Origin of the sequence: Pectobacterium zantedeschiae, from assembly GCF_004137795.1 — a bacterium.
Taxonomy (GTDB): domain Bacteria; phylum Pseudomonadota; class Gammaproteobacteria; order Enterobacterales; family Enterobacteriaceae; genus Pectobacterium; species Pectobacterium zantedeschiae.
Window position 1 is genome coordinate 184,319 of sequence record NZ_NWTM01000001.1, and the last position, 23,681, is coordinate 207,999.

The following is a 23,681-nucleotide window of genomic DNA, read 5'->3' on the forward strand; positions in this document are numbered from 1 at the left end:
ATGTCGCAAAACAAGTTTTTTATCAAGTTAGATTTGCATTGTGATGTCAAAATTATTTGCATTGAAAGCAATGATGATGAATTTTTGTTTTTTTTAAAGTCGTTATTCTATACTCATTTATGTAATGTAGAAGATGAAATTAATATAGACGTTACAGTTTCTGCTGAGTTTGGATTACCATTAATACATTTTACAGAGTTAAGTAGAACCTTTAATTCGGTACGCTGTGGTTTATTAGTAAATTCTTCATGTGATTCAACTCAGTTTCAACTGTTTGGGTTGTTTAAATCGAAGGGCTTATATAAGGCTGCATTTAGAGAGATACGTGACCATCTTGATACATTCATTATAAATAATAACGTCATGACCTTACATGCTTCCTGTGTTAGTGATAGTCGTGGTGCGATATGTGTTATTGGTGATAAGTTTGCAGGTAAAACAACTCTCATGCTTAAGTTGCTCTCGCTTAATTATAATTTTATATCAAATGATAAACCATATATATATAAGTCAGAAGGTAAATTTTATGTCTTTTCTTTACCTGTAAGTGCTGGTATTCGCTACGGAAGTTTAGATATTTCCCCTTGTTTAAAAGATAGTATACAAAATCTTTCTTCCTCTGATGAAGTTGAATTTTCCACACAAGGTAGAGTTCATTTGTCACCAAAAGTAATCTGCGATATTTTTAACACAAGTTACTGCAATCACTCTGCTATCAGAAAGTTTATTTATCTAGAAACGAATTATAAAAATGATAAATCTATTCTTTTTTCTAGTGAAAAACTCGATGAAAACATTCTAAGTTGTAAAGACCTAACTCTGCGTGATTCTTTTCTTGATGCAGAGATCAAGATCTGCTCATCATATGAAGAAGCTCTATCCGAAGCAATTTGTTAAATTTGGTAATCTATAGTAATTACTTTCAAAAAAGACTAAATAACTTCGCAAAATAGTAGATTACTCGAAAGGAGCTCAGTCCGAGTTGTGCGATCTGATCAATCGTCAAATATCCAAAATCACCAACCGGACTAAGCGATGCCACTCATAGCAGCAATTCCTAATGAAGAACGACAGTTGATACGTAAAGCAGCCCAACAAATCCACGATAAAAATCATGCCAGATGCCTCATTGCCATACTGATGTTGCATAGGGGAATGACAGTCACGGAGGTCGCCAGAATACTCTGTGCCGCTCGTTCATCTGTCGGAAGATGGGTGAATTGGTTTACTTTACATAATGAGCCCGTGATTATGGCACTGACCGTGGCGGCTGAACGCTATCCGCGATATGGATTTAAAAAGCTTTTTCAGGTACTTCGCAGACAGGGCAATATCTGGAACCATAAAAGAGCTCACCGGATTTACTGCGCCAGTGACAATCGCGTAACGGAACACCTGATTACAGGCTTGGCGAATCTTACGCAACTTGTCGAGTACGCCACGTTTTTCCAGCTTGCGCAGTGAGGTTAGCATCTCCAGCGGCTTGATCTCAGCAACAGGCCGTTTGCCGATATCAGGAAAAATATCGTTCTCAAAGGCTTCCATCAGGTCTTCAGCGTAGCCCTTCGACCAGTTAGGGCGTTTGTATTCATGCCATTCCAATGCGATAGCTTTGAAGGTGTTATCAACGAGCGTTTGGCGCAGTTGTTTGTCCACCTTCTTCTGTTCGCTGGGGTCAGTCCCGGTAGCAATCTGGCGTTTGGCTTCATCACGGCGTTGCCGGGCTTCAGATAGGGTAATTTCAGGATATACCCCAAGCGCCAGTGTTTTCTGTTTGCCGTCGAAGCGGTATTGCAGACGCCAGTATTTTGAGCCATTAGGATGGACTATCAGATGCATCCCTTCACCATCGGTAAGTTTATAAGCCTTGTCTTCTGGTTTGGCACTTCTGACTTTTACGTCGGTGAGTGGCATAGCAGATCTCCATATTGAGGTGTCGGCATACGCTGGTTGTTGGTATAAGAATTCATTGAACGGGCTTGTACCATCACTTATACCAACAAATCCTACTTGATGTACGTAGATGCCGGTAGAGTCTGGTTGACTGAAAACAGCGGATTTATAGCTAATTCACTGAAATTTAGGCCCCTACAGGATTCGAGTTGGCCACGTATCTATATTGAAATAAAAGGATTTTCACCAGTTCGAAAAACGTAGTGGCCCCCAAATGGGCCCCCAAACCTTTCTGGCTGGATTTTTTGCGGGTTATCCGCAGTAGGTGGTGGATTATATCCTGTTTTGGGGGAGGGAAGAATACAGCTTATCGACTGACCCAGTTTTCCACACGTAGCCCAGGCACACGCTCAAATTCACGCACATTGTTCGTTACCAGTATCAAACCTGCGGACCGAGCATGACCCGCTAGCATGGCATCATACGGGCCGATGGGTGTTCCTTGTTTTGCCAGCTCTGCACGAATTTGGCCGGTATGTACGGCAGCGTCAAAACCATAGTGCTGAACTTCCAGACGCGCAGAAAATCCGTCAATCACGGCCAGATTCTTTTCTGGGTTTACCGATTTCTCCGCACCATAGATCAGTTCCATCAGCGTGATAGCACTGATAGCAAACTGCCCGTAATAACGGTGGAAAGCGTCCCTGACTTCCTGTTTGAGGACTAAATGTGGTGAATAGTGACAAATGAAGGAGTATATTATCAATATTAAAATAAGTGATTGATATATAAAAATAACTTCTTGAATGGTATCATGATGAACCTAAAGCACTTTATCACGGAATATGATGAATCACTAAGTAGTGAATTGAGTATTGACCCGCTTGGACAACTGATTGTTTGGTCTTCATTTGGGCAGCAGATTTTTTGCAACCGTATTAGTTCTGTAGCCAATGATGTTCGCCACTACACACTCAACCTGTTACATCACTATGTTATTCGAAGTGTTCTCAACGGTGCAGAAGTCCAACTTGGAGCGGCATTGCTGAAAAAGTATGATGGTAAAAATGACGTAAAATTGAAACATGCCTGTTTAATTTTCTTGGAAAATATCTACACATTATCGATGTGTAACAGTCAAAATAAATCAGGAGTGGTCACTACGGGCGTGTTAGGTATTGTTAAAGCCCGAGACAAGTTCGCTAAATCAGATAATAACCCCAGGCTTGTTTTCGGCCATGATGCAGATTCCCAACTCCTGACCCAGCAGTTATTCCTCGGTACCAATGGTCGTTATAAAACACCGATGATGAACATGCATTTCTTCGATAATAAATATAACTATCATCTACCTGATGGGGGCTCTGCGTGGGCGCTAGCGGGGCATTTTATTCTGGATACGCCACATTTGAAAAAGCTCTTTCATATGTTGTGCACCTATTTACGTACTCAGTTAAGTGCACGGCGTCAGCATGAATTAACGATCCGCTTTTTCGATATTGATAGAAAACTCACGCAAGCTTATGTGCAGTCATTCCGTTCCGTAGCATTCGTCGGGCGCTATGCTAAGGATTTCTGGCTCAAAATGACCCACATACAAGAAGGCGCTTCCGGCGTACTGTACGATGTGCTTGAACAAGAATCATCAACGCAAAAAATGACGGTGGAAGATATTTATCAACAGGCGCTAAATCGTTGCCACGATGTAGGTGACCGAGCGCTGTTGCAACACATTGTTCATGTTGAACCTTTGTTGGCGGGTATTGTGTTGCTCTTTTCCGGTCTGTTACAGCGTAAAAAACAGACATTGGAAGATATGTGTCAATTCTGGGCAACGCGCGGATTGAATAAGGACACGCTACCTAAGTGTGCTGAGCGAGTTATTAGCGATAAAACGCTGTTATCCGCACTCTCCGGTACTGCATACACGCGCTTAGAACAGCTAGTAAAAGTCGCAAAGGCCCCTTCAGTGACCGAACAAGTTACAGCATTGCTGAAATACCACGAGGGCGTAATGCAAGGCCGTGGTCAGTTACCCTGGCTGACGCTGACCGGGGAGACGCTGACGTTGCAAGTGCCTGTCCGCGCGTTACACGTAGATCGCCGTAATGAGGATTGGGTCAACGACTATTATATCTCTCAGTTCCGCCATATGCTGCAAGGGTTGTGGGGGAAAGAGCAGTGAAGTTAATCAATGAGTTTAAAGCGCAGTTAGCAACGCTGGGTGATATCAAACGTGTGTGGCTGACCAGCTTTACTATAAATATCGGTTTTATTGAAACGTATTTGCTGCCTGCTGTATTAGGGATAGATGAGCCGCCGAAGAATCGCAGAGAGTTTGAGCGTTTACAGTTTGAACTCATTCGCCAAGGGATTGATTTCAGAGTCTACTGTGATCAGCGCTTGATAACGCAAGAGCAGCATAAGCGCACCTCAATTAATATCTTGCCTGTTTCTGTACGGCAGATTGCACCGCATCTTGATGCAAAAAACAGTCTTTTTCATCCCAAGGTAATTTATCTTGAAGATGTGAATGGCAACATGATCCTTGGCGCCGGGAGTGCGAACCTAACGCTCAGTGGTTGGGGACGTAACCAGGAGGCGATGAACTTCCGGTATGTCAGCAATAACAAACAGTATCAGCAAGTTAAGTCATTTTTTACCGCAGTAGACCCCTTGACCGAACCCGATTTGCGCGTTCGGCCTAAATTCTCGCACGCCGATCCTTACTGGAATTTTATTCATTCATTTTCCAAAAAAACGTTGCTGAAAGCGTTGGCAGAGGGCGAAAGCATCAAAACGCTCTCTGTCTGGTCACCCTATCTGGCGGCGGATCTGGCCGGGTTTATTGATACGGTGTCCCATGCGTTGGGTAACCCCGCGCTCAAGATCACCCTGGTTCCCGATCTGGCCCAAGGGTATTTTTTGCGCACATCTGACAGCGAAGGTGTAGAGACATTACAAGAATCTGGGCGGCTATGTTTCTGTCATAACCCGATTGAACGGGATGATCGCTCGGAGCTCACGCATGCCAAAGTGTGGTTGGCTACTGGTGAAACGTCGGCCAGATTGGCGATTGGCTCATGGAACTTTACCTATCCTGGCTGTGGCAGTGTGAAAGTGGACAGTAAGGAAGAGACACACTGGAACATCGAAGCAGGCATTGTTCACCGTGTTCCAGTACGAACAAAGATTGCCGGAAAAGCGTTTGAGGACGTGGATTATGCCTTTGCCAGCGCGGAATTACTTGAGGAGGAAGGATTACAGCTTCCTGCCCAGTTGCCTTTTGATTTGCAAGTGCGATTTTATTGGCGTTCCAGCCAATATGAGGTCCGTGGTGCGTGGTTTGATGGCAAACCCACAGAAGAGTACCAACTGAGATTGCCTGGTATCTCACAGCCCATCCTTTTGCGCTGGCGAGGAGGCTCACTGGTTGGGCTTCGCGCGTTAGCGGCTGAACAGCCGGATGATTTGTTAACGCAGCACTTTTACACCGTCAGTACACAAGGTGAGGCGGATTGGCAGGGGATTATTCACGAGGAGCAGCAGGAGTTTCGCCGTGTCAATGGATTTGATTCGCTGCACGATCTCTTGAATAGCTACATCGATGATGTGGACCCACAGGAGAATGATAGCGTACAGCTTCGTGAATTGTTTCGAGACGGTAATTCAGCAGAAGATGGACTTCCGACGAACCACTCATTCGCACATGCTAACGCCACCAGCTATTTTCGCCTGTTCTATGCGCTTGATAAACGCCGCCAACATTTGTTAACGCTGCAAAATGACGATCAACTGCACTATTGGCTATTTACCTGTCCAGGTTGCTTGCTGGAACTGGTTGAAAAGGTACGTGAAACTCTGACGCAGCAACCCAGCATGATATTTGGCTGGTTTCTGGCACAAGAGGTACAAAACCTCTGTCAATTGGCGAAGAAACGCTACCGCAAAAAGAGTCTGGCCACCTCTCTCTGGCCGAAGCTGTCCATTGACATTCCTGCCATTCCGGCGGAGGAAGAATCACGGAAGAAATACCTCACAGTGATTAAAAAGAGGTGTAAATATGAAGCTTGATAACTGGAAAACCATAACACCATACTCTGTCGCAAAGAAAATGCGTTTTGATGCTTCTCAAGATGATTGGCAATATGACGCACAAGATTCATCGATGGCGGCTCGCCAGGCAGAAGGTGTTGCTGGGTTATGGAATATTCTGTCAAGACACGCTTTAGCGTTGTTGGCGGATGAGGTCGGGATGGGAAAAACCTATCAGGCGATAGGTGTGATACTGCATTTGTGGCAGATAAAACCCGATGCAAAGATCCTGATCATGGCCCCTAATAAGGACATTTGTCTGCACTGGATACGCGAGTACAACATCTTTTTGCAACGCCATTATCGGGGTAAGAACACGACTATTTGCAACGCCAAGAAAGAGCCCGTGCATGAAGCGCGAATGTTCACCAGGCTGTATGAACTGGAAAACGATATCCGCGAGTCGGCGGGGAATTTTTATCTGACGACAATCCACTCGCTGAGCGGCTTGGTTCCATTGGATAAAAAAGACAATGCGCTGGTAAACGCCGAGCGTTACGCTGCACAATTACATGCCAATATTAAAGCATCGCTTGGTGAGCAAGGATTTGATCTGATTGTTATTGATGAAGCGCACTATTTCCGTAATCGCGATGGTCAATCTCAGCGTGCGGCGGCGGCCAAATATTTCTTTGGTGAGGACGATGAGCGACTTGGGCAAAGAACCCTGTTATTGAGCGCGACACCAAATCACTCCTCATCGCGCAATGTGATGGATATTTTCAGTTACTTTACCCATCCCGAATCAGTCAGCCCAGACGGTGACGTCAAAACGCTATTAAAGACCTTTGCTATTCGACGTTTGCGCAAAATGCAAGGACAAGGTATTACAAATAACAAATATAACTACCGTAATGAGCGGGTGACGGCCGCGAGTTTTGTTAGTAATCCGGATGCCGAACTGTTTTTTGCGCTGTATCAGAAAGAACTGGTAAATGCGTTAGGTGCGAAAGGGGAAAATCGCCAATTCCAGTATGGTTACCTCGAAGGATTTGAATCAACGGGTACTGTTGCCAGAGAAGATAACGATACTGAAACGGAAAATGTGGACGAGATGGCAAAAGATGCTTTTCATCAGGCTCCTGACTCCGATTTGCTCGCTACACTGACGAAAGAATTTCAGGAGATCTATAAGCGTTTTCCGGATCACCCGAAATATGACACACTGGTGAAACAGTGTGTTCCCGAAAAACTCTTTGATTCGCAAGACTCGCTTTATTCCTATAAGCATCTGGTTTTTGTGCGTCGTATTCCCTCTGTGCGTGAAATCACCCAGCGCATAAACGCTAAATATGATGAGTTGATGGCGAAAGAGATTATTGCAGCATGGGATGTACAATCGCCGGATAAAACGTTAGAAATGTGGCGTGGTTATGGTTGGTCGCGCAGGTATTTCAACCAATTTACGCAAGCGCTAACTGAGAAAATCCCGCAAGATGATCTAGTCGATGCCAATGATGTGCAAGAGAACCGGGAAAATGCTGAGCAACAACTTAATGAGCTGAAGCTTTCATCAAAAATAGCTGATCTGTTTGTGGCAAAAACAAGCGGTGTAAAACGAACCGATTGCACTAACGTCAGCTTGCGTTTTCGCCGACCGGAAAACTTGTTTTCGCTGTTTCTCGAGCCTGCGGCCGATTACCTCACCGCTGAATATCACACTTATTACCGAGTGGCTGAGCAACTGCGCGATAGTTTTGGTGATGCGGCGCAGGATTACCGGCGAAGTCAGTGGGTTGAGCGGCAGACCCCGTTAAACTCGGCCAATACAAAAGAGCGCCAATATAGCCAGCCATTGAAAACAGCCTGGGGAATGATGTTTCCTCTGCTCCCTGAACACTGCCAGCAGCAGATCAAAAAATGGCACAGCACCAATCCGGCAATTGTAGAAAATTTGGGCAATTATCTTAAAACCGGATATGTGTTTGCCAGTCCGGTTATGATTGAGTTGTACTGCTGGTATACACGCTTTAGCCGCAATAATACCGCCTTGGATGTGCAAGAACGTTACCGGCATTTCACGGACAGTATTGCTGATAAATTGCCCGGATCTTTATTGCTACGCTATTTCATTAATGGCATTGAAACTTTCGAAGCAATGTGTGAAAAGATCACCGATCATGCGCTGACAGCGTGGACAATGCCGTGGCGCGAGTTAACCAGCCTCTCTAGCCCTGCATGGTATGCCAGTGGTGAAACGGATAACCGGCAACGTTTGATCCTTGGGTTTAACAGCCCCTTTTATCCCAACGTATTGGTGGCGACATCGGTGTTTCAGGAAGGCGTAAACCTGCATTTGCAGTGCAACCAGGTTCATCACTATGGCATTGCGTGGACGCCGGGTGATAACGAGCAACGTGTGGGCCGAGTCGATCGTTTATTCGGACGCGTGAACCATCTGCTAAAAGAGCAGGGGAGTACCGAGCTACGTATTCACTATCCCTATTTGGCGCAGTCACTGGATCAGGATCAACTTGCCGCATTTATCCAGCACAAACGTAATTTTGAAACGAAACTGGATGCCTGCGATTTTGATCAGTTCAGCCGGGATATCAACCTTAAGGATGATATTGGCCGTTGGGAGGAGGCATTACGTAAACCGCAAGCTGATCTTAAACCTGTTGATCCTTATCCAGTTTCTCTAGGAAGAAAACGAACATCCAGTAAGGATCATAATAGGGGTTAGGTATTTTTAATAAAAATTAATTTGTTATATTAATTTTTATTTGTTGATTTATGGTGTTAATTACTTTTTCGCCAACACCCCCGGATAATGTTTAGCTATAATATCGTTCATCTGATCGATCAAGTCAGGGCGTTTAAAGGTGAGATGCCCTGTGCCTTTCTGAAAGTAACGCACGCTAAAATACTCATCCTCGTATTCCTGCTGATGCGTATTATCGCGGATATGATCCATTAGCCGGATGGTGACATCGCCCCGATTGTCGGGGATCGGTTTGCCATCCAGCAGATACAGCATTCGTTCCAAATCAGCCAGTTGATCGCGTCTCCAGCCCCAGTTCAGACCAAAGCCCCAACGGTTGTAGGTCACCAGATTGTTGATAATGATTCTCTTGCCGAAGTAACAAGGGTGATTGGTCTTGTAATCCCACGATAACCCTTTGAATACGTTAATCACACCTCGCTCAAATACTTCCCGCTTGCTCTGGTGAAGTTGCTCAAAGGTGCTGAGGATATTGGCTTCGCTGATGGCCGGTAGCTCCCCCTGATCCAGATTCTTGTGCCACTGACTAGGCGCTTCGGCATCCATCAGCGACAACATGCCGGATTTCAGCATCAGGTCGCGCCAGATATTGCGATCCAGCGTGCGGGTGATGGATGGCATCGCCTTGTCAGGCGTTTCCGTTAGCCAGCAATCGTAGCGATGCCCTTGCTTCAGCCCCCAATCTTCGGCAGTGCCGCCACCGACAGTCGCCGTTAGCGTTGAGATCGCCCGTAGCTGATTGAGGAGTTGCTCTATCTGTTGCAGCGCGGTATCACGTCCGGTGACGATACGTTCGATATTGGTCGAGCAAATCAGCTCAGTGTGTTCGGTCAAAACCTCGGGTTCAATTTGCATAGTTTGTGATCCATACATAAAAGCAAATGCGCCAGCCGGTAAGGGCTGGCGCATTATGCATCGGGGAGAGAGATAAGTAGGTTTGGTGTGGTGTTACTGGAAAACAGCTCGGGATCTTTATGCCTTAAGTAAGCCCGTTGCACGTCTGGCGCGAAGGATGTCGACAGTCGTGAGAAACGGTGATTGTTCCTGCCAGTTAAAGCCGTTGCGATCGATGCGTACCAGTTCGTAACGCTCTACCAGAAAATTGACGGCATTGACCAACGTGATGCCAGCATCGATATGTTCCTGAATCACGTTTTCCTCACAGAACGGCGTGTCGTTCAGCGTCAGGCCGTAGTGCTTTTCCAGCAGGTAGGTCAGCAGTTGCTGCCAGACGGTTATAGGTGACGGACAGGATTGATCCTCCCGTAACGGGATTGCAGGTGTTGTTTGCATGGGAATACTCTCTACAGGTTAAGTCGATAAAATCAGAAAAATGCTCAGGATGGGAGAGAAATTGCAGGTTATTCTGCTGCTGCCGAAGAGGGATAGATAACAATATACACGTAGCCAAAGCTGCCCAACGTATCGGCTTCACAGGTCCATTCGTTGCAATGCAGCGTGATGCAGCCCTGCTGGCGGGGATTCAACTCACCCGAGCGCAGTTTTTGTTCCAACTGCTTAATCAGCTCAGGAAAACTCTGTTCCAGATTACGGGCTTCCGTTTTGCTGAACGTACCGACAATGCTGGCCCGGTCTGCCAGATAATGAAGATAGTGACCTTCCTGAACCAGCCTGGCTCCGAATTGCGGAGTGACGGCACGTTTTAGTCCCCATTCCGGGGAATCAGACAATGGCATGATAGCTTCCTTATAAAAAACACGGTGGTAAATGTGGGCATCACAGCCAGCCGTGTTCAGCGAACGACACCACCTCAGTGCCGCCAATAACCAGGTGATCAAGTACTCTGATATCAAGCTGAGAGAGAGAATTTTTCAGTGTGTCGGTGATATGGCGGTCAGCCTGACTGGGCTCTGCCCAGCCGGAGGGATGATTGTGTGCCAGTATCACGGCGGCTGCGTTGTGACGTAGTGAGGCTTTGAGGATTTCACGCGGATGTACTTCGGTATTGTTGATGCCGCCCAGCGCGATAACTTCTTTTTCTATCAGGCGATGCTGGTTATCCAGATACAGCACCATAAAGACTTCACGCTCCAGACTGCTGAGTTCCAGCAGTAACCAGCTTTTGGTGTCCTCAGAGGTTTTGAACTGTCGCGCATTTTTACGCACGCGCTTGTCCAGCAGGCACAGCGCCATCTGGATGATGCGCTGCTCTCTGGAGGCAACACTGCTTGCCAATGAATTACATGACATGGTGATTCCTTAATAAATAAAATGCCCCCGCTGCATAAGCAACAGGGACAGGGATGGATTTACTTTGTGTGGTTAACGCTATCACTAGCGTCGGGAAAACCAGCGCAGTACTTTGGCGAATACGGTTACACCGACAAACAGCCCTATCGGGATACCCAGAAACGGTGTCAGTGCCACGCTGGTAACGCCTGCGGTTCCGCTGCCAGTTAGCAACCCTGCAACGGTGGCGATAACCAGTCCAATAAGGCTGTCCGAGATACCGGTTTTACTTAAGATAATGACAACCACGACAATAACGATGATGGCAATAATGGGCATAGCGTTACCTCTCCCGATTATTCCCGGTGTGTCGTGGCACACGACGCGATATCAGCCAGTACCTTCTGCACGTTCTTTTGCCTGGGCTCCCAGGCACCCACATGCCGGTCATTGAGATAAACGTCAAACTGCGTTGCGCGGCCAATTGCTTCAATAAACGCGAACCAGGCATTATCCGCATTGCGCCACCCCAGTGAGGACGGAATACCGTACTGCTGGTCATCGATAACGACGACGATATACACCTCGGTGGAAAAATGGGAATCGACACCCTGACCGCCTACGGGCGATACCGCTACGCTGTGTTGCAGCGTGTTGTCTTCGTCAGGGTTGCCGGTGCAGTTAACGGTAAAGACACTGCCTGCGGTATTGGCTATCCGATATTCGGTGACACCCTGACCAGAGTCGGCACTCCACAGGTTCGGTACAGCCTGTGCGGATAGCGGCAACAACAGTGCGCCTGCAAGCAGAAGTGAAGGAATGTTTTTCATACGGGTTCCTTGGTGTGAATAGACACGTCTCAGGGTCAGTAGCCGTAACGGCGGTAGTGCTCTTTGTTCACGCCGTCGACCAGCCATTTACCCAGTTTCTGCTCCTGTTCGCGCTTCTGTGCCTGAATTTCTGCCATCTTTTTCTGGTCGATACACTTCTCTGGAATGCTCAGCAATAACGTCGGCTGCTCGGGCTTGTCGTTGGCAAAATTGGCATTGAAGTAAGTCTTTTTGTCGGTAATTTCATAGGTACAGTTGCTGGTTTTGTTACCACGATAGGTGACCTCCAGGTCACCTGGTGATTGTGACCGCGTATTTACTTTCATCAGGGAAAGGGTTTTGGCCTTTTTATTCGCCAGAAACAGTGGACCGGAGCCATCTCTGACAAAAAACTGCTCAGTCCAGGGGTAGTTAAAAATCGCTCTGCCTTTGTATATTCGGCGGCCTAACTCGTCGTCACTTATCCCATCCGTGTTGGTCCAGCCAAGCGCTTTTAAGGAGAACCAGTTAACCTGAGTGGGGAACCCGGTTGCTGAGTGCGCAGAGAAAGTGGTCAACAGCCCGATTATCAGCCATCCCCGTTTGCCCGGAAGGTATGTAAACATCATCGTATCCTTTATGTTGAAGTCATCATAAATATCGTCAAGACAGGACTGTGCCTGTCCGTGACGCCAGGTGTGGTCCTTCACTGAACTGTCCGGTAACGGCCTCTGTGTGCAACTACCGGTACTGTCCTTCTTTATCTGTCTTTCTGGTTTTCTCTGGTGTTGGCATCGCGTCCCTGACTTATGTGGTCGGAGACGTGCCGAAAGTGGTCAGTACGTCATGAATAAAGCGAAAATGCGGCAATGCCGTGATGAAGCCGGATTGCGTGGTCAGGTGGCAGATATCATCGCGGCGCTGGAATGACTCGGTGGACACCGTCACACCGTGAATCTCATGCAGCGGCAGGACCAGAAGATGCCCCAGTGATTCGGCCACCAGATACCATTCGCCATACAGGCAGATAAGCCGATAAGGCGATAACCCGTCATAGCGCTGACCGTCGGCCAGAATCGTGACACGTAGCTGCTCACCAATTGCCCGGGTCAGGCGGTAAAAATGCCCAGGCAGCGTTGGCGCACCGCGCAAGGGCGGATGCCAGACCAGACAGGGTGCGTCCTCGCCGCTGTCCAGCAGGGTGTTGACCAGCCGGTTATCCAGACCGGGAAAGAACACCCCTACGCCAGTCTGGCGGGCAAACATCAGCACATCCTGCTCATGTCGTGCCGGGTTGTGGTGCTCAGGCATACGACAAAGACCGTTACGGTATTCCAGGTCGAGATACATCAGCCGTTCACGGAAGTCCCGTCGCAAGGTACGGGCAGAAACGCCAAACTCTGTCGCCAGTTTCCTGACGCTCAGCGTTTCTCCCGCCAGTAATCGGCTGATTATCAATGACAGCCTGACGGCCAGCCGGTCATATCGGCGGTCAGCCTGTGTCATGGTGCAGCCTCCTGAGGCCGTTAACTGAATGAAAATCCTGTGATTACTTTAAAGAGGGGCGTGGTCAGGGTATGGACACTATGGAAAATATTTTTATTTTCAGTAAGAAAGCTGGTGGGATGCGGCCTAAGGGGCCATTGAGGTAAACAGGCAATGAAGGCAAACGCTAACAGTCGGACACACCCTGTCCAGGTGGTTACAGATTGATAACACGTTGTCCTTCACTCACTGGCATGTCGCCAGCATGGTTTCCGCCATCACCCACAGCGCCCGGTTGAGTTTGATATCGCCATCAATTCCTTTGACGGCTCGTGTCCGGGCCTGCTTTCCCTGCACTGAGCGACCGGTCAGCCCGCCTTTTATCAGGTTCTCCTGTACCCGTTGATAGGTGGTCCACAGGTCGTTGGATTCATCCTGCCAGCGGCGTGGAGCCAGTATCTGCGCTGCTGTGACCGGCTGGTGGTCTTCGCCAAAGCGGTAGGTCAGCGCCGCCTTTGCCAGCGCTACCTGAGCCCGTGGCAGCAACAGCAGTGACTGCATCGCATCCCGCTTCTCATCGATACGCTCAAAGGTGTCCAGCACTTCATAAGCCCCTTCAATCACCCGCCCAACCACATCGCCTTTGTGTGGCACCCGAACCTCACCCAACGATTCACCACAAATCAGGCCGTTCTGACACACACTGCGAAACAGCCCCGGCAACATCTGGTAAGAGCTTGAGCCGTCATGACTGTTCAGCAGAATAATCTCCGGCACCTGTTGGCCGGTGATTTGTCCTTCCCGGCGCAGGCGTAGCATATGCTTGGTGTGCTCGCGTTTACCGATATCCCTGACGCGGGTCTGACAGGCAAAGAAGGGTTGGAATCCTTCACGTTGAAGACTATCCAACAGGGTAATAGTCGGGATACAGGTGTAGCGTTCACTGCGCGACGCATGCTTGTCCTCACTAAACACGCTGGGGACCACGCGGAACAATTCATCGTGTGTTAACGGTCGGTCACGACGGATAACATTGGCGGCACCAAAGCGGGAAGCTAAACGAACCATAGGAATGTCCTCAGAAAAAGAATAAATAAAAGCCCTGCCGCAAAAGCGACAGGGCCAGATGGGATGAAAAGGTTAGGTGTTGCCTAGAACAGCAAGGACCACAATGAACGGGCGAGTGACACCACGGTTTGTTTGAGGCCGCCGATAAGCATTTTTAGCGGTGCGGGGACGGCAGGTAGCGCAATCACGCTATCAAGTACGTCGCCGACCGACTGGGCGAAATCATCCTGAGCCCGGTTCTCAATAGCCACTGAACGCCAGTTGGGCTGTAGCCGGGCCGACAGCGGACTGCTGGCCTTAGGCGGTAAACACTGAAACAACGTCTCCACCATTGCTGCAATGCCCCAGCCGTTTTTTACCGACACGGCGCAAACAGGATGGGTCGGAAAGAAGGTGGAACGGACTGCGACACGACGGGCATAAATATTGCCTGACTGATTGAGTGAGGGTTGCTGCGACTCCCAGTCCCACTCGTGACTGGGCTCCAGCTTGTCCACCTGATTCAGGACAAACAGTGCTTTGTCACGGTAGTGCTCACCGATAACGGTACGATAGATATGCTGGTCAATGGCAAGCGCACGATCATCGGCTTTAAGCAACCAGAGGACAATATCAACGCGCGGCAGCCAGTGCTGGTAGAGTGCCACATAGTCAAGATCCCTATCCTCACTCTCACCGACACCGGGTAAATCGACAAACAGAATGCTGCGTTGCCCTGATGACAGCCGGAACGTAAGAGCTTGCCGGGTGCAGGCGCTGTTATCACTGACCGGGGACACTTCCCCTTGAAACAGTGCATTACATAGGCTGGATTTACCTACACCGGTTTTCCCCATAATGCCGATGACGGGTTCGTATTGGATCAGTTGTTCAATGTGGTCAATGACGCGCTGGTGCAGGCTATCCGGCAATACTGACAGCGACGCCTGTATCTCTCGCAGATTCTCGTGGTTGGGCATAAGGATTTCTCAGACAGAATGGTGTGGCGGCTATTGAAAACCGCCACAGATTGGTGTGTTCATGGGGATAATATCTATCTGAGATTATTTTAATTGCCGATTTTTCTTTTGCTGCCAAGCGATATGAATAGCATATTCAATGATTCTGGAGTTTGAAATTCCTTCTATTTTAGAAATTTCACGAATTTTATCATGTGTTTCTTGTAAAATAGTAACGTTCAAATCCTTATATTTTTCAGCTCTCTTCTTGACTCTGGATTTTTGTGTGCTCAATGCACTTTTAAATTTATTTATGAATAACTCTTTCCTTGCGTCATTGAAATCAAGATTAATTATTTTACACCAATTGAAATAAGCCGCATAACAGTATGCTATTTTTTCATCTATACTATCCCCACATCGATAACCTGAAGTTGTAATGTTGTTATCTCTGAGGTAGTTTAGTAACCAGTCAATTGTAACGCCTGTCCTTCCATTAATATCACTAAATAAATCATCATGGGAAATCAAATCAATCCATTCATTATGTGAGTTAAGAATGAACTCTTTAATTGAGTATCCTTTTACTGCTTTTGGTATATTCTCTCGGATTTTTTCTTTAATGAAATTTATTCTTGCTCCATGCTTTGGAGGGACTTTTTTACCTAAGGATGATTCAACCAAAACCAGTTCATCTGTTCCACCAAGGAGAATATCATCTTCACGGATATAACTAGGATTGTCAATTTTAAGAAGAAACCAATAACTAGCCCGAGAGTCATTTTTAAGCCATGTTAATTCATTTTCATCAGGTAGTAATTTTGCACTATCTTCTCGAACTTTGTTAAGATAATAATCAACCTTAATTTCATCCTCCCCCTTATTTAAAAGATATCTTTTTACTCTTTTTTCATAACTATCTATATCACTCTCTCCAGCCTCTGGAGGAAATATTACCCTCTTCAACTTCAAAGCGGTGAACAAAAAAAGCACAGAACTTCTACCATCCATGAAACTAGCCATACATACCACCTCATCACTACGTGATTTTATGTATAATTCTGACAATTTTATGCTGAAAACACAACGAATATCTGATGATTTCATGTAGATGATCATAGGCAGAGTACAGATAATTTCTCTACTAAATACCATTAGAGACAATTTATATAGACGACTCCCCCCATCATCGATACCTATTTCGTTAGCTATATATACCCCAAATCATTCGAGTCACAGGGAAGTGGAAAGGGAAAGAACTCCGATGAGCTTATTTAAGAAAATGATTTTGGTGAAAAAGTATCCCCAACGAAAAAGCAACTTTAAGCATGACAGTATGACTTGTGGAAACTAGGTGAAAAAATAAATTATGAGTAGTTCTTTATATCTTGAAGGATGTAAGATTTACACATATTAGTTGGCTACTGAGTATTTTTACAGATGGGTCAGTTGGTATAGCGGAGTCGACTGGTAAGCAAAACCCCCGGCTCTGATATCTATTTACCAGCCGGAGAATACCAACATGGCAACGCAACCGACCTTACTGGAAGATCAGTTTATCGATATGAAATTTATCACCGCCCTCACTGAGATGACGGATAAGTGGTTTTATAAGTTGATTCAGGATGGAGATTTCCCTGCGCCCGTTAAATTTGGCCGGAGTTCCCGTTGGCTAAAGAGTGAGGTTGAGGCCTGGCTACAAGAGAGCATTGCCAAATCCCGAAAACAACGCTAACCCGCCTTTTATTCACTAATAACACCTTTTTAGTCAGCTATCACCATTATCCGCATTAGCGGCGGTTTTCTGCTGTCTGAAATCCAGTATTGAAGGGAAATAACGATGAAAAAGACTCCACTACTTAACCATTATCAAACTTGGCTTGATGATTTTACCCGACTAAACCTGTGCCATGGATTATTTCAACAGTCGATAACATTGTGGCACAAGCTGACGATTGCATCATGCCAGCAAGAAGATGGCAGCGTATTCGTTATTGTCATTCCACAATGTCTGCTCCAGGTTATACGCACAGAGCAGGTAGTAGATTGCAATATTATTCCCCAACTGATTAAGCATATTGATTACCCCTTGCTTCCAGGCGTGCTATTCAGTGAATGTTGCCGGTTGGGAAAAAGAAAGCTGGAACAATTAAAAATGCTATTCCGATTGCATACGCAACCGGAGATACGTCATGCCCTAATACTGCTGTGCTGGTGTGATCTCATCACTGGTAGCGATTTGGATGAATGGTATTCACTACACTTGCCTGACGCTGATGAGTTAAAAAAGTGGATATCAGCACAACAAGAAACTTACCGAGGACTGGCAACGCTGACGAAGGATTACATTGAAGCCACCCGGCCATTGTGAAGGTGGGCTAGGCGTATAGAAAAATGCCACATCGTACAGAGGAGTACCGGTGAAATCGCGGCAGCCCCTCGAGTCGATTCTGCTGACAATGAGTGGTGCTGCCATCACTGTCGGTGTCCGTTGATATCTCATCCTGCAACTGTAATGTCGCCTGTATGGTTTGAGCATGTCATTACTGCTGGTGATCCCGAAGCGCTATTACATTGCGCTTACCTTGTCTCAAAGGATCAAACGTCCTCCAATATGAAGCAACTGCAAAGGCTTATTGCGTAGCTACCACCCGTTCAGCGGGTTACCCACTGGCGATGCACAATGTGTGGTAGCCACTACCGGGGGAATAAACAGTGTTCACTGTGCAAGACAGGCATTTACAGCAGGGAAATATAATTGCCTGAAAGGCTGAAATACAGGCTCTACAGAGGCTTCTCAAACATAACACGTACCGAATCGTCTTCAGATGTTTTGGTACGTTAACAGGCCATAGTATGAGCAGGATAACTTCGGAGTAAAAATTAACCTGATTTTCTCGAGTAACACCATACGCCACAGGTATCAATCGGGTGTGCTTGATGACGGATTGGTATTATTAACTGTCTGATATAATTAAATTATCTATCCACTCGGTTACCAGGAAGGTAGTCATTCACATATCACTGTGATCCCTCTTACTGCTGTTACAGCAGTATCCCCACACATTATTAACTCATTCATTAGCCCACTACGGGTAAGGCTATGCCCTGCCTGTAGCAATCTTATAAGTGAAAAACCATGATAGATAATATTCGTATTGATCAGAGCCAGGCTCCGTTCAATGAGGCTTATCTGCAACGCATGATTAGCGTGATAAATAACGCAGTGGCCGAGCATCCGCGCACCATGGCAATACGGGTAGATTTACGTTTGCCAGATGATGAATTCAATGCACGTCAGGGCTTGATGTCCCGTTTCGTTGAATCACTGGATGCAAAGATTGAAGCGCGATATCGGAGTAAGCAGAAGCAAGGGACACGAACATACCCCTGCCATTTGCGTCATCTCTGGGTACGCGAAGTTGGAGAGGAAAACCGAAAATCCCATTATCATGTTGTCTTATTCGTCAACAAAGGCACCTTCAGCGGCCTGGGAAGGTATGACGAAAGCGGAACGGGGCTAGCATCGTTGATACAAGCAGCATGGCTGAGTGGGTTAGGCCTGAGTAACCAGTCCGATTACCGGACGCTGGTACACTTCCCTGAAAAACCTCTCTATTATCTGGATATCAACGCTGAAGATTATCGAACGATTTATGATCGATTGACGTTCAGGGTTAGCTACTTCGCCAAAGAGCGAACCAAATCGTATTGCAGGGAAGAACGGTCGTTTGGGTGCAGTCAGCGTTGATGAGTTCAATGATTCAAAACTGTGTTTCTGATCGTGAAGTAAAATGTTGGTATGTGTAAAAATGCTTACATATCTTCGTTATTGATGGATTCTGTTATGGCTGGTGTAAACAGGATTCATCTGACTGAAACGAACATTATCACCCAGCCTATCCTGCCTGCGGTGACATCAAGTCTTATGGCATGTAGAGAGTGCAAAAAACGAAAGCGTTACTAATTTTCCTATGCATTATAAGTTGAGTGTCTTTCAATCGCGTATTGGCAAAACTACTCTTTAATGTGCAGTAATGGGGATCGACGTCAATGATGCACTAGCGCTTTGGGGAGCAGAGAGAAGAGCAATATTTACTCTCTATCGCGCTATATAATCGTCCCATATGTTAGCTATTCGATTCAGAGCGAACGCAAGGACTTAATATCTAATTCTCCGTTGCAGGGGATAGGGAGTTAATGTGCGAATTAAATTCGTTGAAATTACGAATTTTCGAAAACTGAAGTGCATGCATTTAAACTTCGATAAGAAAACGACGATTCTTGTTGGCGCTAATAATAGTGGCAAAACTTCGGCAATGCTGGCACTACGCATTTTTCTACTTTCACCGAACAGTCTGGCACTACGTGATGTAACGATTGCCAACTGGACAAAAATTGATCTCTTGGGTGATGAGTGGGAGGTAGATAGGGAGCCAACAGTCGATCTTAATGCGCTTCTTCCTTCACTCGATGTATGGCTTGATGTACCGCTTAGCGAGATCCAACATGTTGTGAATATTCTCCCTACGTTGGATTGGTCCGGCGGCATGCTGGGTGTGCGGCTTTCTTATCGGGTTAAAGACCTAGACGAACTCAAAACTGAGTATCTCATACAGCGTTCAGCTGCGCGGGATGCATCAGTATCTGGACCGGATGGAAAAAGAACCAAGATCGCGTTATGGCCGGGCAGCCTGACTGAGTTTCTAGACCGTAGGTTACGGGCACATCTTGAACTCGTGGCCTATCCTCTCGACCCAACTGCGGTAACGATGCCAGGGCATGATGGCCTTGCGACACCACAAATACTGCCAGCGAATGTGCTTGCGTTCGACCATCCTCCATTTAAAAACCTTATCAAGATCGATGAAATTGCCGCACAGCGTGACTTCGCCGATGCTGGGAGCAAGGATGGTGGTGAAGATAAGAGCGAGACTGCTAATCGCAGATTCAAGCGCCGCCTATCAGACCAGCTTCGTTCTTATTACGATCGCCATCTCGACCCGTCGAAAACGCCTTCGGAAAAAGACTACGAGGCACTGGGAGCGATCCAAGCTGCTGAGCGTAGTTTTGACGCCCGTCTGGAAGCCGGATTCGCCGCAGCCTTTGAAGAACTCGAAGACTTGGGTTATCCCGGCATGAATAACCCCAAACTAAAAATCTCGACGCTTCTTCGTGCGACGGATGGGATGAAACATGGCTCCTCGGTACAGTATCAAGTTGCTGACCCCTTGGGCGATGGAACCAAGACGCTCAAACTCCCAGAAGACTATTCTGGGCTTGGTTATCAGAACTTGATCGCCATGGTGTTTATGCTGATGGGGTTCCGTGACGAATGGATGCGAGTCAAAAAGGCTGGCCTCCTCGAAGGTTCGGATGTGTCACATGAGATTCAGCCTCTGCACCTCGTGCTCGTTGAAGAGCCCGAGGCACATCTTCATGCTCAGGTTCAGCAGGTCTTCATTAACAAAGCATATGGTCTCCTCAGGAAACATGACGATCTTGGTGATAGCGATACCTATTGCACTCAACTGATTGTTAGTACCCATTCGAGTCATGTCGCTCATGAAGCGGATTTCGCCAATTTGCGGTATTTCCGTCGTCGACCTGCTGCGAGTAAGGGAGAAACACCAACAACAACGGTCGCTAATCTTTCACATATTTTCGGTAATGGTGATGAAACTAAGCGCTTTGTAAAACGGTATCTCAAGGCTACGCATTGCGATCTTTTTTTTGCTGATGGGGTCATATTTGTTGAAGGGCAGGCTGAGCGTATTCTTGTACCTCACTTCATTCGTCATCATTTCCCAGAACTATCAAGGCGCTATATTACATTACTTGAACTCGGTGGTAGCCACGCGCATAAATTTCGCGATCTGGTTGATGTGCTCGGTGTTGCGACGTTGATTATCAGCGATCTTGACGCAACTATGGCAGTCAAGATAACCGACAAGAATGGTAACGAAACGACGCGCTGGAAATCAGCGCGTCCCGAGAAAGGTAAAGAGCAAGAGACAGCAAACTCTGTGCTGAAAGAGTGGCACCCAGGAAAGATTTCGATCGACGAACTAATCGCATTGCCTCCAGAGGGGCATGCATCGACGACGGGCAGTGGCTATGAACTTTACGTCGCCTACCAAAAGCCTGTTAAGGTTCCATCTGATGGGGATACATTGATCATACCCCGGACATTTGAGGATGCGCTGATCATTGAAAACCTTGCCACGGTGGCGAATGTCGAAGGCTCAGTCACATCAAAAAAGATCCGTGAAATAGTGACACAAGATCTCGCGGGTGATGATCTTGAAAATGAACTGTTCGATTTGCTAAAAACCGCTGAGAAGGCGGCGTTTGCGCTCGATTGTTTGATGCTTGAAGATCCCAAGGCATTGAAACCACCGAGCTATATCGCTGCCGGTCTTAAATGGTTTGAAAGCGCTGTTGGTAACGATGTAGTGAATAACGAAATCAAGGCGGGGCCAGTTCATGATAATGATTGAGACGGCACCACCTGATTTTGACGACGGTGCTGACACGCAAATTCGTGCTTGCCTAAATCCTTCCGCCCCTAGAAGTTTTTTCCTCTATGCAAGTGCTGGTTCAGGAAAAACACGTTCATTAAAAAACGCGCTTGATGCGTTTCGCGCCGAACATGGCGCGTTGTTCCGACGTTTGGGCAAGAAAATTGCGGTGATCACGTATACGAATGCGGCGGCCGATGAGATCGCTGAACGTGTTGGTGAGGATTCTTTATTTCCGATTTCGACGATCCACAGTTTTTGCTGGCGGCATATTGAAACCTACCATAGGGATATCCAAGAATGGCTTCTCAACACGCTCCCGACCAATCTTGCTGAACTACGCGAGAAGCAAGCGAAAGGGCGTGCCGGTAAAGCATCTATGGATCGCGAACGCGCGATTGCTTCAATAATGCGACGTCTTGAATGGCTCAGTGTGCCAAGACGTTTCACCTACAACCCTAACGGCGACAATTATGGACAGGATTCACTATCGCATACTGAGGTACTAAAGATAACGGCTTCGTTCATTGAGACAAAACCATCAATGCAGGCAGTTCTTGTCAACAAATATCCTTTTCTGCTTATCGACGAGAGCCAGGACACCAATAAGGGATTACTTGAAGCATTCTTTACGCTCGCAACTGCGAACAAAGGAAAATTCGGTCTGGGGTTGTTCGGTGATACCATGCAGCGGATCTTCCTTGACGGCCATCCCGAGTTGGAACGCCTAGTACCAGTGGATTGGGCGCGTCCGGTCAAACGGTTGAATCATCGCTCGCCTCAGCGTGTCATTGCGCTAGGCAACGTGTTGCGAGCACCGATTGATAGCCAAAGCCAGGTGGCGCGTGATGACAGCGAAGTTGGCTTTGTCCGTCTTTTCGTAGCCCCCAATGGTATTTTAGACAAACCAGGATTTGAGCTGCATGTCCGTGAGCGGATGGCAACTCTATGCTGCGATTCTGATTGGCGCAACGGACCTGCAATCAAATCACTCACTCTAGAACACCACATGGCGGCATCAAGATGTGGTTTCCTTGACATGTTCCAAGCCTTGGATCGGGATTCTCGCTTGTCGACAGGACTACGAACTGGGGAGTTAGCTGGTATTAGGTTGTTCACTGAACGTGTTGCTCCACTCATCGCTGTGGCGCGTGCCGATGACAGATTCGCGGTTATGGCCCATCTGCGGGCAACATCTCCGCTTCTTAAGCGTGTAGTCATTGCCAATAGCCCTACTCCAGAAGATCCGCTACAACCGATACGCTCCGCTGTGGATGCGCTGCTTGCCCTCAACACTGAACAATCCAGTACTACCTTCCTCTCAGTGTTGAAATGCATTGCTGAGCACCAGTTATTCGAAATCCCATCGGCATTGCGCCCCTTTGTCCTCGGTGATCTCACAGTGGAGGAAAACGAGCAGATCAACGATGATGATGAGCCAGATAGCGAAGAGGAGTCAGTAGGGCAGTCACCTTCGAGTCTTGAGGCTTGGCGAGAATTTTTAGAAACTCCGTACAACCAGACGATTCCATTCTCAGAATATGTCAGTGATCGTGGGCCGTTCGGAACCCACCAGGGCGTGAAAGGCCTTGAGTTTGAACGCGTGCTAGTGATCTTAGATGACAGCGATGCGCGTGGGTTTTTATTTTCATATGACAAACTATTTGAGGCCAAGCCTTTATCGGATACGGATCGCAAGCATCTTTCTGATGCAACGGCTAGCGGAATCATACGCACACGCCGCCTCTTGTATGTCACGTGTACTCGCGCAAAAAAAAGCTTGGCTCTGGTCGCTTATACCGAAAATCCTGATGCTCTTATCGCTGCGGCTGTTCGTAACCACTGGTTCACTATCGATGAGATTGAGCGATTGTGATAAACAGTTTTTAGGTTGTAGCCTCACTGGACTATAGAATTTGAATGACTGAAACGGGATAAAATAGTCGGTCATGGGCAG

At 47.1% G+C, this 23,681-nt stretch carries 22 protein-coding genes and 3 pseudogenes; 12 read left to right on the forward strand and 13 right to left on the reverse strand.

Annotated features, from left to right (window positions below; genetic code table 11):
• Both CLR69_RS00855 and CLR69_RS00860 read left to right on the forward strand, forming a co-directional pair.
• Complete coding sequence (locus CLR69_RS00855; protein ID WP_129711921.1) at positions 1-897, forward strand: hypothetical protein; 897 nt, start codon at positions 1-3, stop codon at positions 895-897.
• A gap of 138 nt (positions 898-1,035) precedes the next feature.
• Positions 1,036-1,240: pseudogene (locus CLR69_RS00860) on the forward strand (helix-turn-helix domain-containing protein); the annotation flags it as partial.
• Between the two features lie 110 nt (positions 1,241-1,350).
• On the opposite strand, the pseudogene CLR69_RS00870 reads toward CLR69_RS00860, so the two are convergent.
• A pseudogene (locus CLR69_RS00870) lies at positions 1,351-1,914 on the reverse strand (tyrosine-type recombinase/integrase); the annotation flags it as partial.
• Positions 1,915-2,260: 346 nt separating this feature from the next.
• The gene (gene vapC, locus CLR69_RS00875) at positions 2,261-2,662 is read right to left on the reverse strand and encodes a tRNA(fMet)-specific endonuclease VapC (RefSeq protein WP_129705243.1); all 402 of its coding nucleotides are present in this window, start codon (positions 2,660-2,662) and stop codon (positions 2,261-2,263) included.
• A 45-nt stretch (positions 2,663-2,707) separates the two neighbouring features.
• Here vapC and CLR69_RS00880 point away from each other — a divergent pair, with 45 nt between their 5' ends.
• Genes CLR69_RS00880 through CLR69_RS00890 form a run of 3 tightly spaced genes read left to right on the forward strand, consistent with a single transcriptional unit; the run spans position 2,708 to position 8,674 of the window.
• Positions 2,708-4,078 (forward strand): hypothetical protein, encoded by a 1,371-nt coding sequence (locus CLR69_RS00880; protein WP_242451512.1) that lies wholly within the window; start codon positions 2,708-2,710, stop codon positions 4,076-4,078.
• Entirely contained in the window at positions 4,075-5,967 is a 1,893-nt protein-coding gene (locus CLR69_RS00885; protein ID WP_129711920.1) for a phospholipase D-like domain-containing protein, read from the forward strand. The genes CLR69_RS00880 and CLR69_RS00885 overlap by 4 nt, the downstream gene beginning before the upstream one ends.
• On the forward strand, positions 5,957-8,674 hold the full coding sequence (locus CLR69_RS00890) for a DEAD/DEAH box helicase (RefSeq protein ID WP_129711919.1): 2,718 nt from the start codon (positions 5,957-5,959) through the stop codon (positions 8,672-8,674). The genes CLR69_RS00885 and CLR69_RS00890 overlap by 11 nt, the downstream gene beginning before the upstream one ends.
• Positions 8,675-8,734: 60 nt before the next feature.
• On the opposite strand, the gene CLR69_RS00895 is transcribed toward CLR69_RS00890, so the two are convergent.
• The 11 genes from CLR69_RS00895 to CLR69_RS00945 all read right to left on the reverse strand — a co-directional run bounded on the left by CLR69_RS00895 (position 8,735) and on the right by CLR69_RS00945 (position 16,226).
• Positions 8,735-9,568, reverse strand: coding sequence for a DUF4942 domain-containing protein (locus CLR69_RS00895; protein WP_129711918.1), 834 nt, complete (start codon positions 9,566-9,568; stop codon positions 8,735-8,737).
• 117 nt (positions 9,569-9,685) lie between these two features.
• Entirely contained in the window at positions 9,686-10,006 is a 321-nt protein-coding gene (locus tag CLR69_RS00900; RefSeq protein WP_129711917.1) for a TA system toxin CbtA family protein, read from the reverse strand.
• A gap of 68 nt (positions 10,007-10,074) precedes the next feature.
• Positions 10,075-10,410, reverse strand: coding sequence for a type IV toxin-antitoxin system YeeU family antitoxin (locus CLR69_RS00905; RefSeq protein WP_129711916.1), 336 nt, complete (start codon positions 10,408-10,410; stop codon positions 10,075-10,077).
• Positions 10,411-10,450: 40 nt separating this feature from the next.
• A complete protein-coding gene (gene radC, locus CLR69_RS00910) occupies positions 10,451-10,924 on the reverse strand; it encodes a RadC family protein (protein ID WP_129711915.1) in 474 nt (157 codons plus the stop codon).
• Between the two features lie 84 nt (positions 10,925-11,008).
• Positions 11,009-11,242, reverse strand: coding sequence for a hypothetical protein (locus CLR69_RS00915; RefSeq protein WP_129711914.1), 234 nt, complete (start codon positions 11,240-11,242; stop codon positions 11,009-11,011).
• Between the two features lie 17 nt (positions 11,243-11,259).
• A complete protein-coding gene (locus CLR69_RS00920) occupies positions 11,260-11,733 on the reverse strand; it encodes a hypothetical protein (protein ID WP_129711913.1) in 474 nt (157 codons plus the stop codon).
• A gap of 35 nt (positions 11,734-11,768) precedes the next feature.
• Entirely contained in the window at positions 11,769-12,422 is a 654-nt protein-coding gene (locus tag CLR69_RS00925; protein WP_242451513.1) for a hypothetical protein, read from the reverse strand.
• A 97-nt stretch (positions 12,423-12,519) separates the two neighbouring features.
• Positions 12,520-13,218, reverse strand: coding sequence for a DeoR family transcriptional regulator (locus tag CLR69_RS00930; protein ID WP_129711911.1), 699 nt, complete (start codon positions 13,216-13,218; stop codon positions 12,520-12,522).
• A 225-nt stretch (positions 13,219-13,443) separates the two neighbouring features.
• On the reverse strand, positions 13,444-14,265 hold the full coding sequence (locus tag CLR69_RS00935; protein ID WP_129711910.1) for a DUF932 domain-containing protein: 822 nt from the start codon (positions 14,263-14,265) through the stop codon (positions 13,444-13,446).
• An 83-nt stretch (positions 14,266-14,348) separates the two neighbouring features.
• On the reverse strand, positions 14,349-15,224 hold the full coding sequence (locus tag CLR69_RS00940; protein WP_129711909.1) for a GTPase family protein: 876 nt from the start codon (positions 15,222-15,224) through the stop codon (positions 14,349-14,351).
• Between the two features lie 84 nt (positions 15,225-15,308).
• Positions 15,309-16,226, reverse strand: coding sequence for a hypothetical protein (locus CLR69_RS00945; RefSeq protein WP_129711908.1), 918 nt, complete (start codon positions 16,224-16,226; stop codon positions 15,309-15,311).
• Between the two features lie 499 nt (positions 16,227-16,725).
• Between CLR69_RS00945 and CLR69_RS00950 the strand changes: the two genes are divergently transcribed.
• From CLR69_RS00950 to CLR69_RS00975, 7 genes and pseudogenes are all read left to right on the forward strand, one after another.
• Positions 16,726-16,938, forward strand: a complete 213-nt coding sequence (locus tag CLR69_RS00950; protein WP_129711907.1) for a helix-turn-helix transcriptional regulator — start codon at positions 16,726-16,728, stop codon at positions 16,936-16,938.
• 105 nt (positions 16,939-17,043) lie between these two features.
• Positions 17,044-17,574, forward strand: a complete 531-nt coding sequence (locus CLR69_RS00955; protein ID WP_129711906.1) for a secretoglobin family protein — start codon at positions 17,044-17,046, stop codon at positions 17,572-17,574.
• A gap of 30 nt (positions 17,575-17,604) precedes the next feature.
• Positions 17,605-17,847 carry a DUF7828 domain-containing protein gene (locus CLR69_RS00960; protein ID WP_479691727.1) on the forward strand — a complete coding sequence of 81 codons (243 nt, stop codon included), beginning with the start codon at positions 17,605-17,607 and terminating at the stop codon, positions 17,845-17,847.
• Positions 17,848-17,880: 33 nt separating this feature from the next.
• Positions 17,881-17,961: pseudogene (locus CLR69_RS23485) on the forward strand (putative zinc ribbon protein); the annotation flags it as partial.
• Positions 17,962-18,342: 381 nt separating this feature from the next.
• Positions 18,343-18,954: an inovirus Gp2 family protein gene (locus tag CLR69_RS00965; protein ID WP_129711905.1), complete on the forward strand. Its 612-nt coding sequence runs from the start codon at positions 18,343-18,345 to the stop codon at positions 18,952-18,954.
• 451 nt (positions 18,955-19,405) lie between these two features.
• Positions 19,406-21,703, forward strand: coding sequence for an AAA family ATPase (locus tag CLR69_RS00970; RefSeq protein ID WP_129711904.1), 2,298 nt, complete (start codon positions 19,406-19,408; stop codon positions 21,701-21,703).
• Positions 21,690-23,600: a UvrD-helicase domain-containing protein gene (locus CLR69_RS00975; protein ID WP_165345966.1), complete on the forward strand. Its 1,911-nt coding sequence runs from the start codon at positions 21,690-21,692 to the stop codon at positions 23,598-23,600. The genes CLR69_RS00970 and CLR69_RS00975 overlap by 14 nt, the downstream gene beginning before the upstream one ends.
• The last annotated feature ends 81 nt before the right edge of the window (positions 23,601-23,681 follow it).

What these genes read in the sequence shown, in the direction of transcription:
- CLR69_RS00855 (WP_129711921.1), top strand. Translation starts at nt 1, where the DNA reads ATGTCGCAAAACAAGTTTTTTATCAAGTTAGATTTGCATTGTGATGTC.
- CLR69_RS00880 (WP_242451512.1), top strand. Translation starts at nt 2,708, where the DNA reads ATGATGAACCTAAAGCACTTTATCACGGAATATGATGAATCACTAAGT.
- CLR69_RS00890 (WP_129711919.1), top strand. Translation starts at nt 5,957, where the DNA reads ATGAAGCTTGATAACTGGAAAACCATAACACCATACTCTGTCGCAAAG.
- CLR69_RS00895 (WP_129711918.1), bottom strand. Translation starts at nt 9,568, where the DNA reads ATGCAAATTGAACCCGAGGTTTTGACCGAACACACTGAGCTGATTTGC.
- CLR69_RS00900 (WP_129711917.1), bottom strand. Translation starts at nt 10,006, where the DNA reads ATGCAAACAACACCTGCAATCCCGTTACGGGAGGATCAATCCTGTCCG.
- CLR69_RS00905 (WP_129711916.1), bottom strand. Translation starts at nt 10,410, where the DNA reads ATGCCATTGTCTGATTCCCCGGAATGGGGACTAAAACGTGCCGTCACT.
- radC (WP_129711915.1), bottom strand. Translation starts at nt 10,924, where the DNA reads ATGTCATGTAATTCATTGGCAAGCAGTGTTGCCTCCAGAGAGCAGCGC.
- CLR69_RS00915 (WP_129711914.1), bottom strand. Translation starts at nt 11,242, where the DNA reads ATGCCCATTATTGCCATCATCGTTATTGTCGTGGTTGTCATTATCTTA.
- CLR69_RS00920 (WP_129711913.1), bottom strand. Translation starts at nt 11,733, where the DNA reads ATGAAAAACATTCCTTCACTTCTGCTTGCAGGCGCACTGTTGTTGCCG.
- CLR69_RS00930 (WP_129711911.1), bottom strand. Translation starts at nt 13,218, where the DNA reads ATGACACAGGCTGACCGCCGATATGACCGGCTGGCCGTCAGGCTGTCA.
- CLR69_RS00935 (WP_129711910.1), bottom strand. Translation starts at nt 14,265, where the DNA reads ATGGTTCGTTTAGCTTCCCGCTTTGGTGCCGCCAATGTTATCCGTCGT.
- CLR69_RS00940 (WP_129711909.1), bottom strand. Translation starts at nt 15,224, where the DNA reads ATGCCCAACCACGAGAATCTGCGAGAGATACAGGCGTCGCTGTCAGTA.
- CLR69_RS00945 (WP_129711908.1), bottom strand. Translation starts at nt 16,226, where the DNA reads ATGGCTAGTTTCATGGATGGTAGAAGTTCTGTGCTTTTTTTGTTCACC.
- CLR69_RS00950 (WP_129711907.1), top strand. Translation starts at nt 16,726, where the DNA reads ATGGCAACGCAACCGACCTTACTGGAAGATCAGTTTATCGATATGAAA.
- CLR69_RS00955 (WP_129711906.1), top strand. Translation starts at nt 17,044, where the DNA reads ATGAAAAAGACTCCACTACTTAACCATTATCAAACTTGGCTTGATGAT.
- CLR69_RS00965 (WP_129711905.1), top strand. Translation starts at nt 18,343, where the DNA reads ATGATAGATAATATTCGTATTGATCAGAGCCAGGCTCCGTTCAATGAG.
- CLR69_RS00975 (WP_165345966.1), top strand. Translation starts at nt 21,690, where the DNA reads ATGATAATGATTGAGACGGCACCACCTGATTTTGACGACGGTGCTGAC.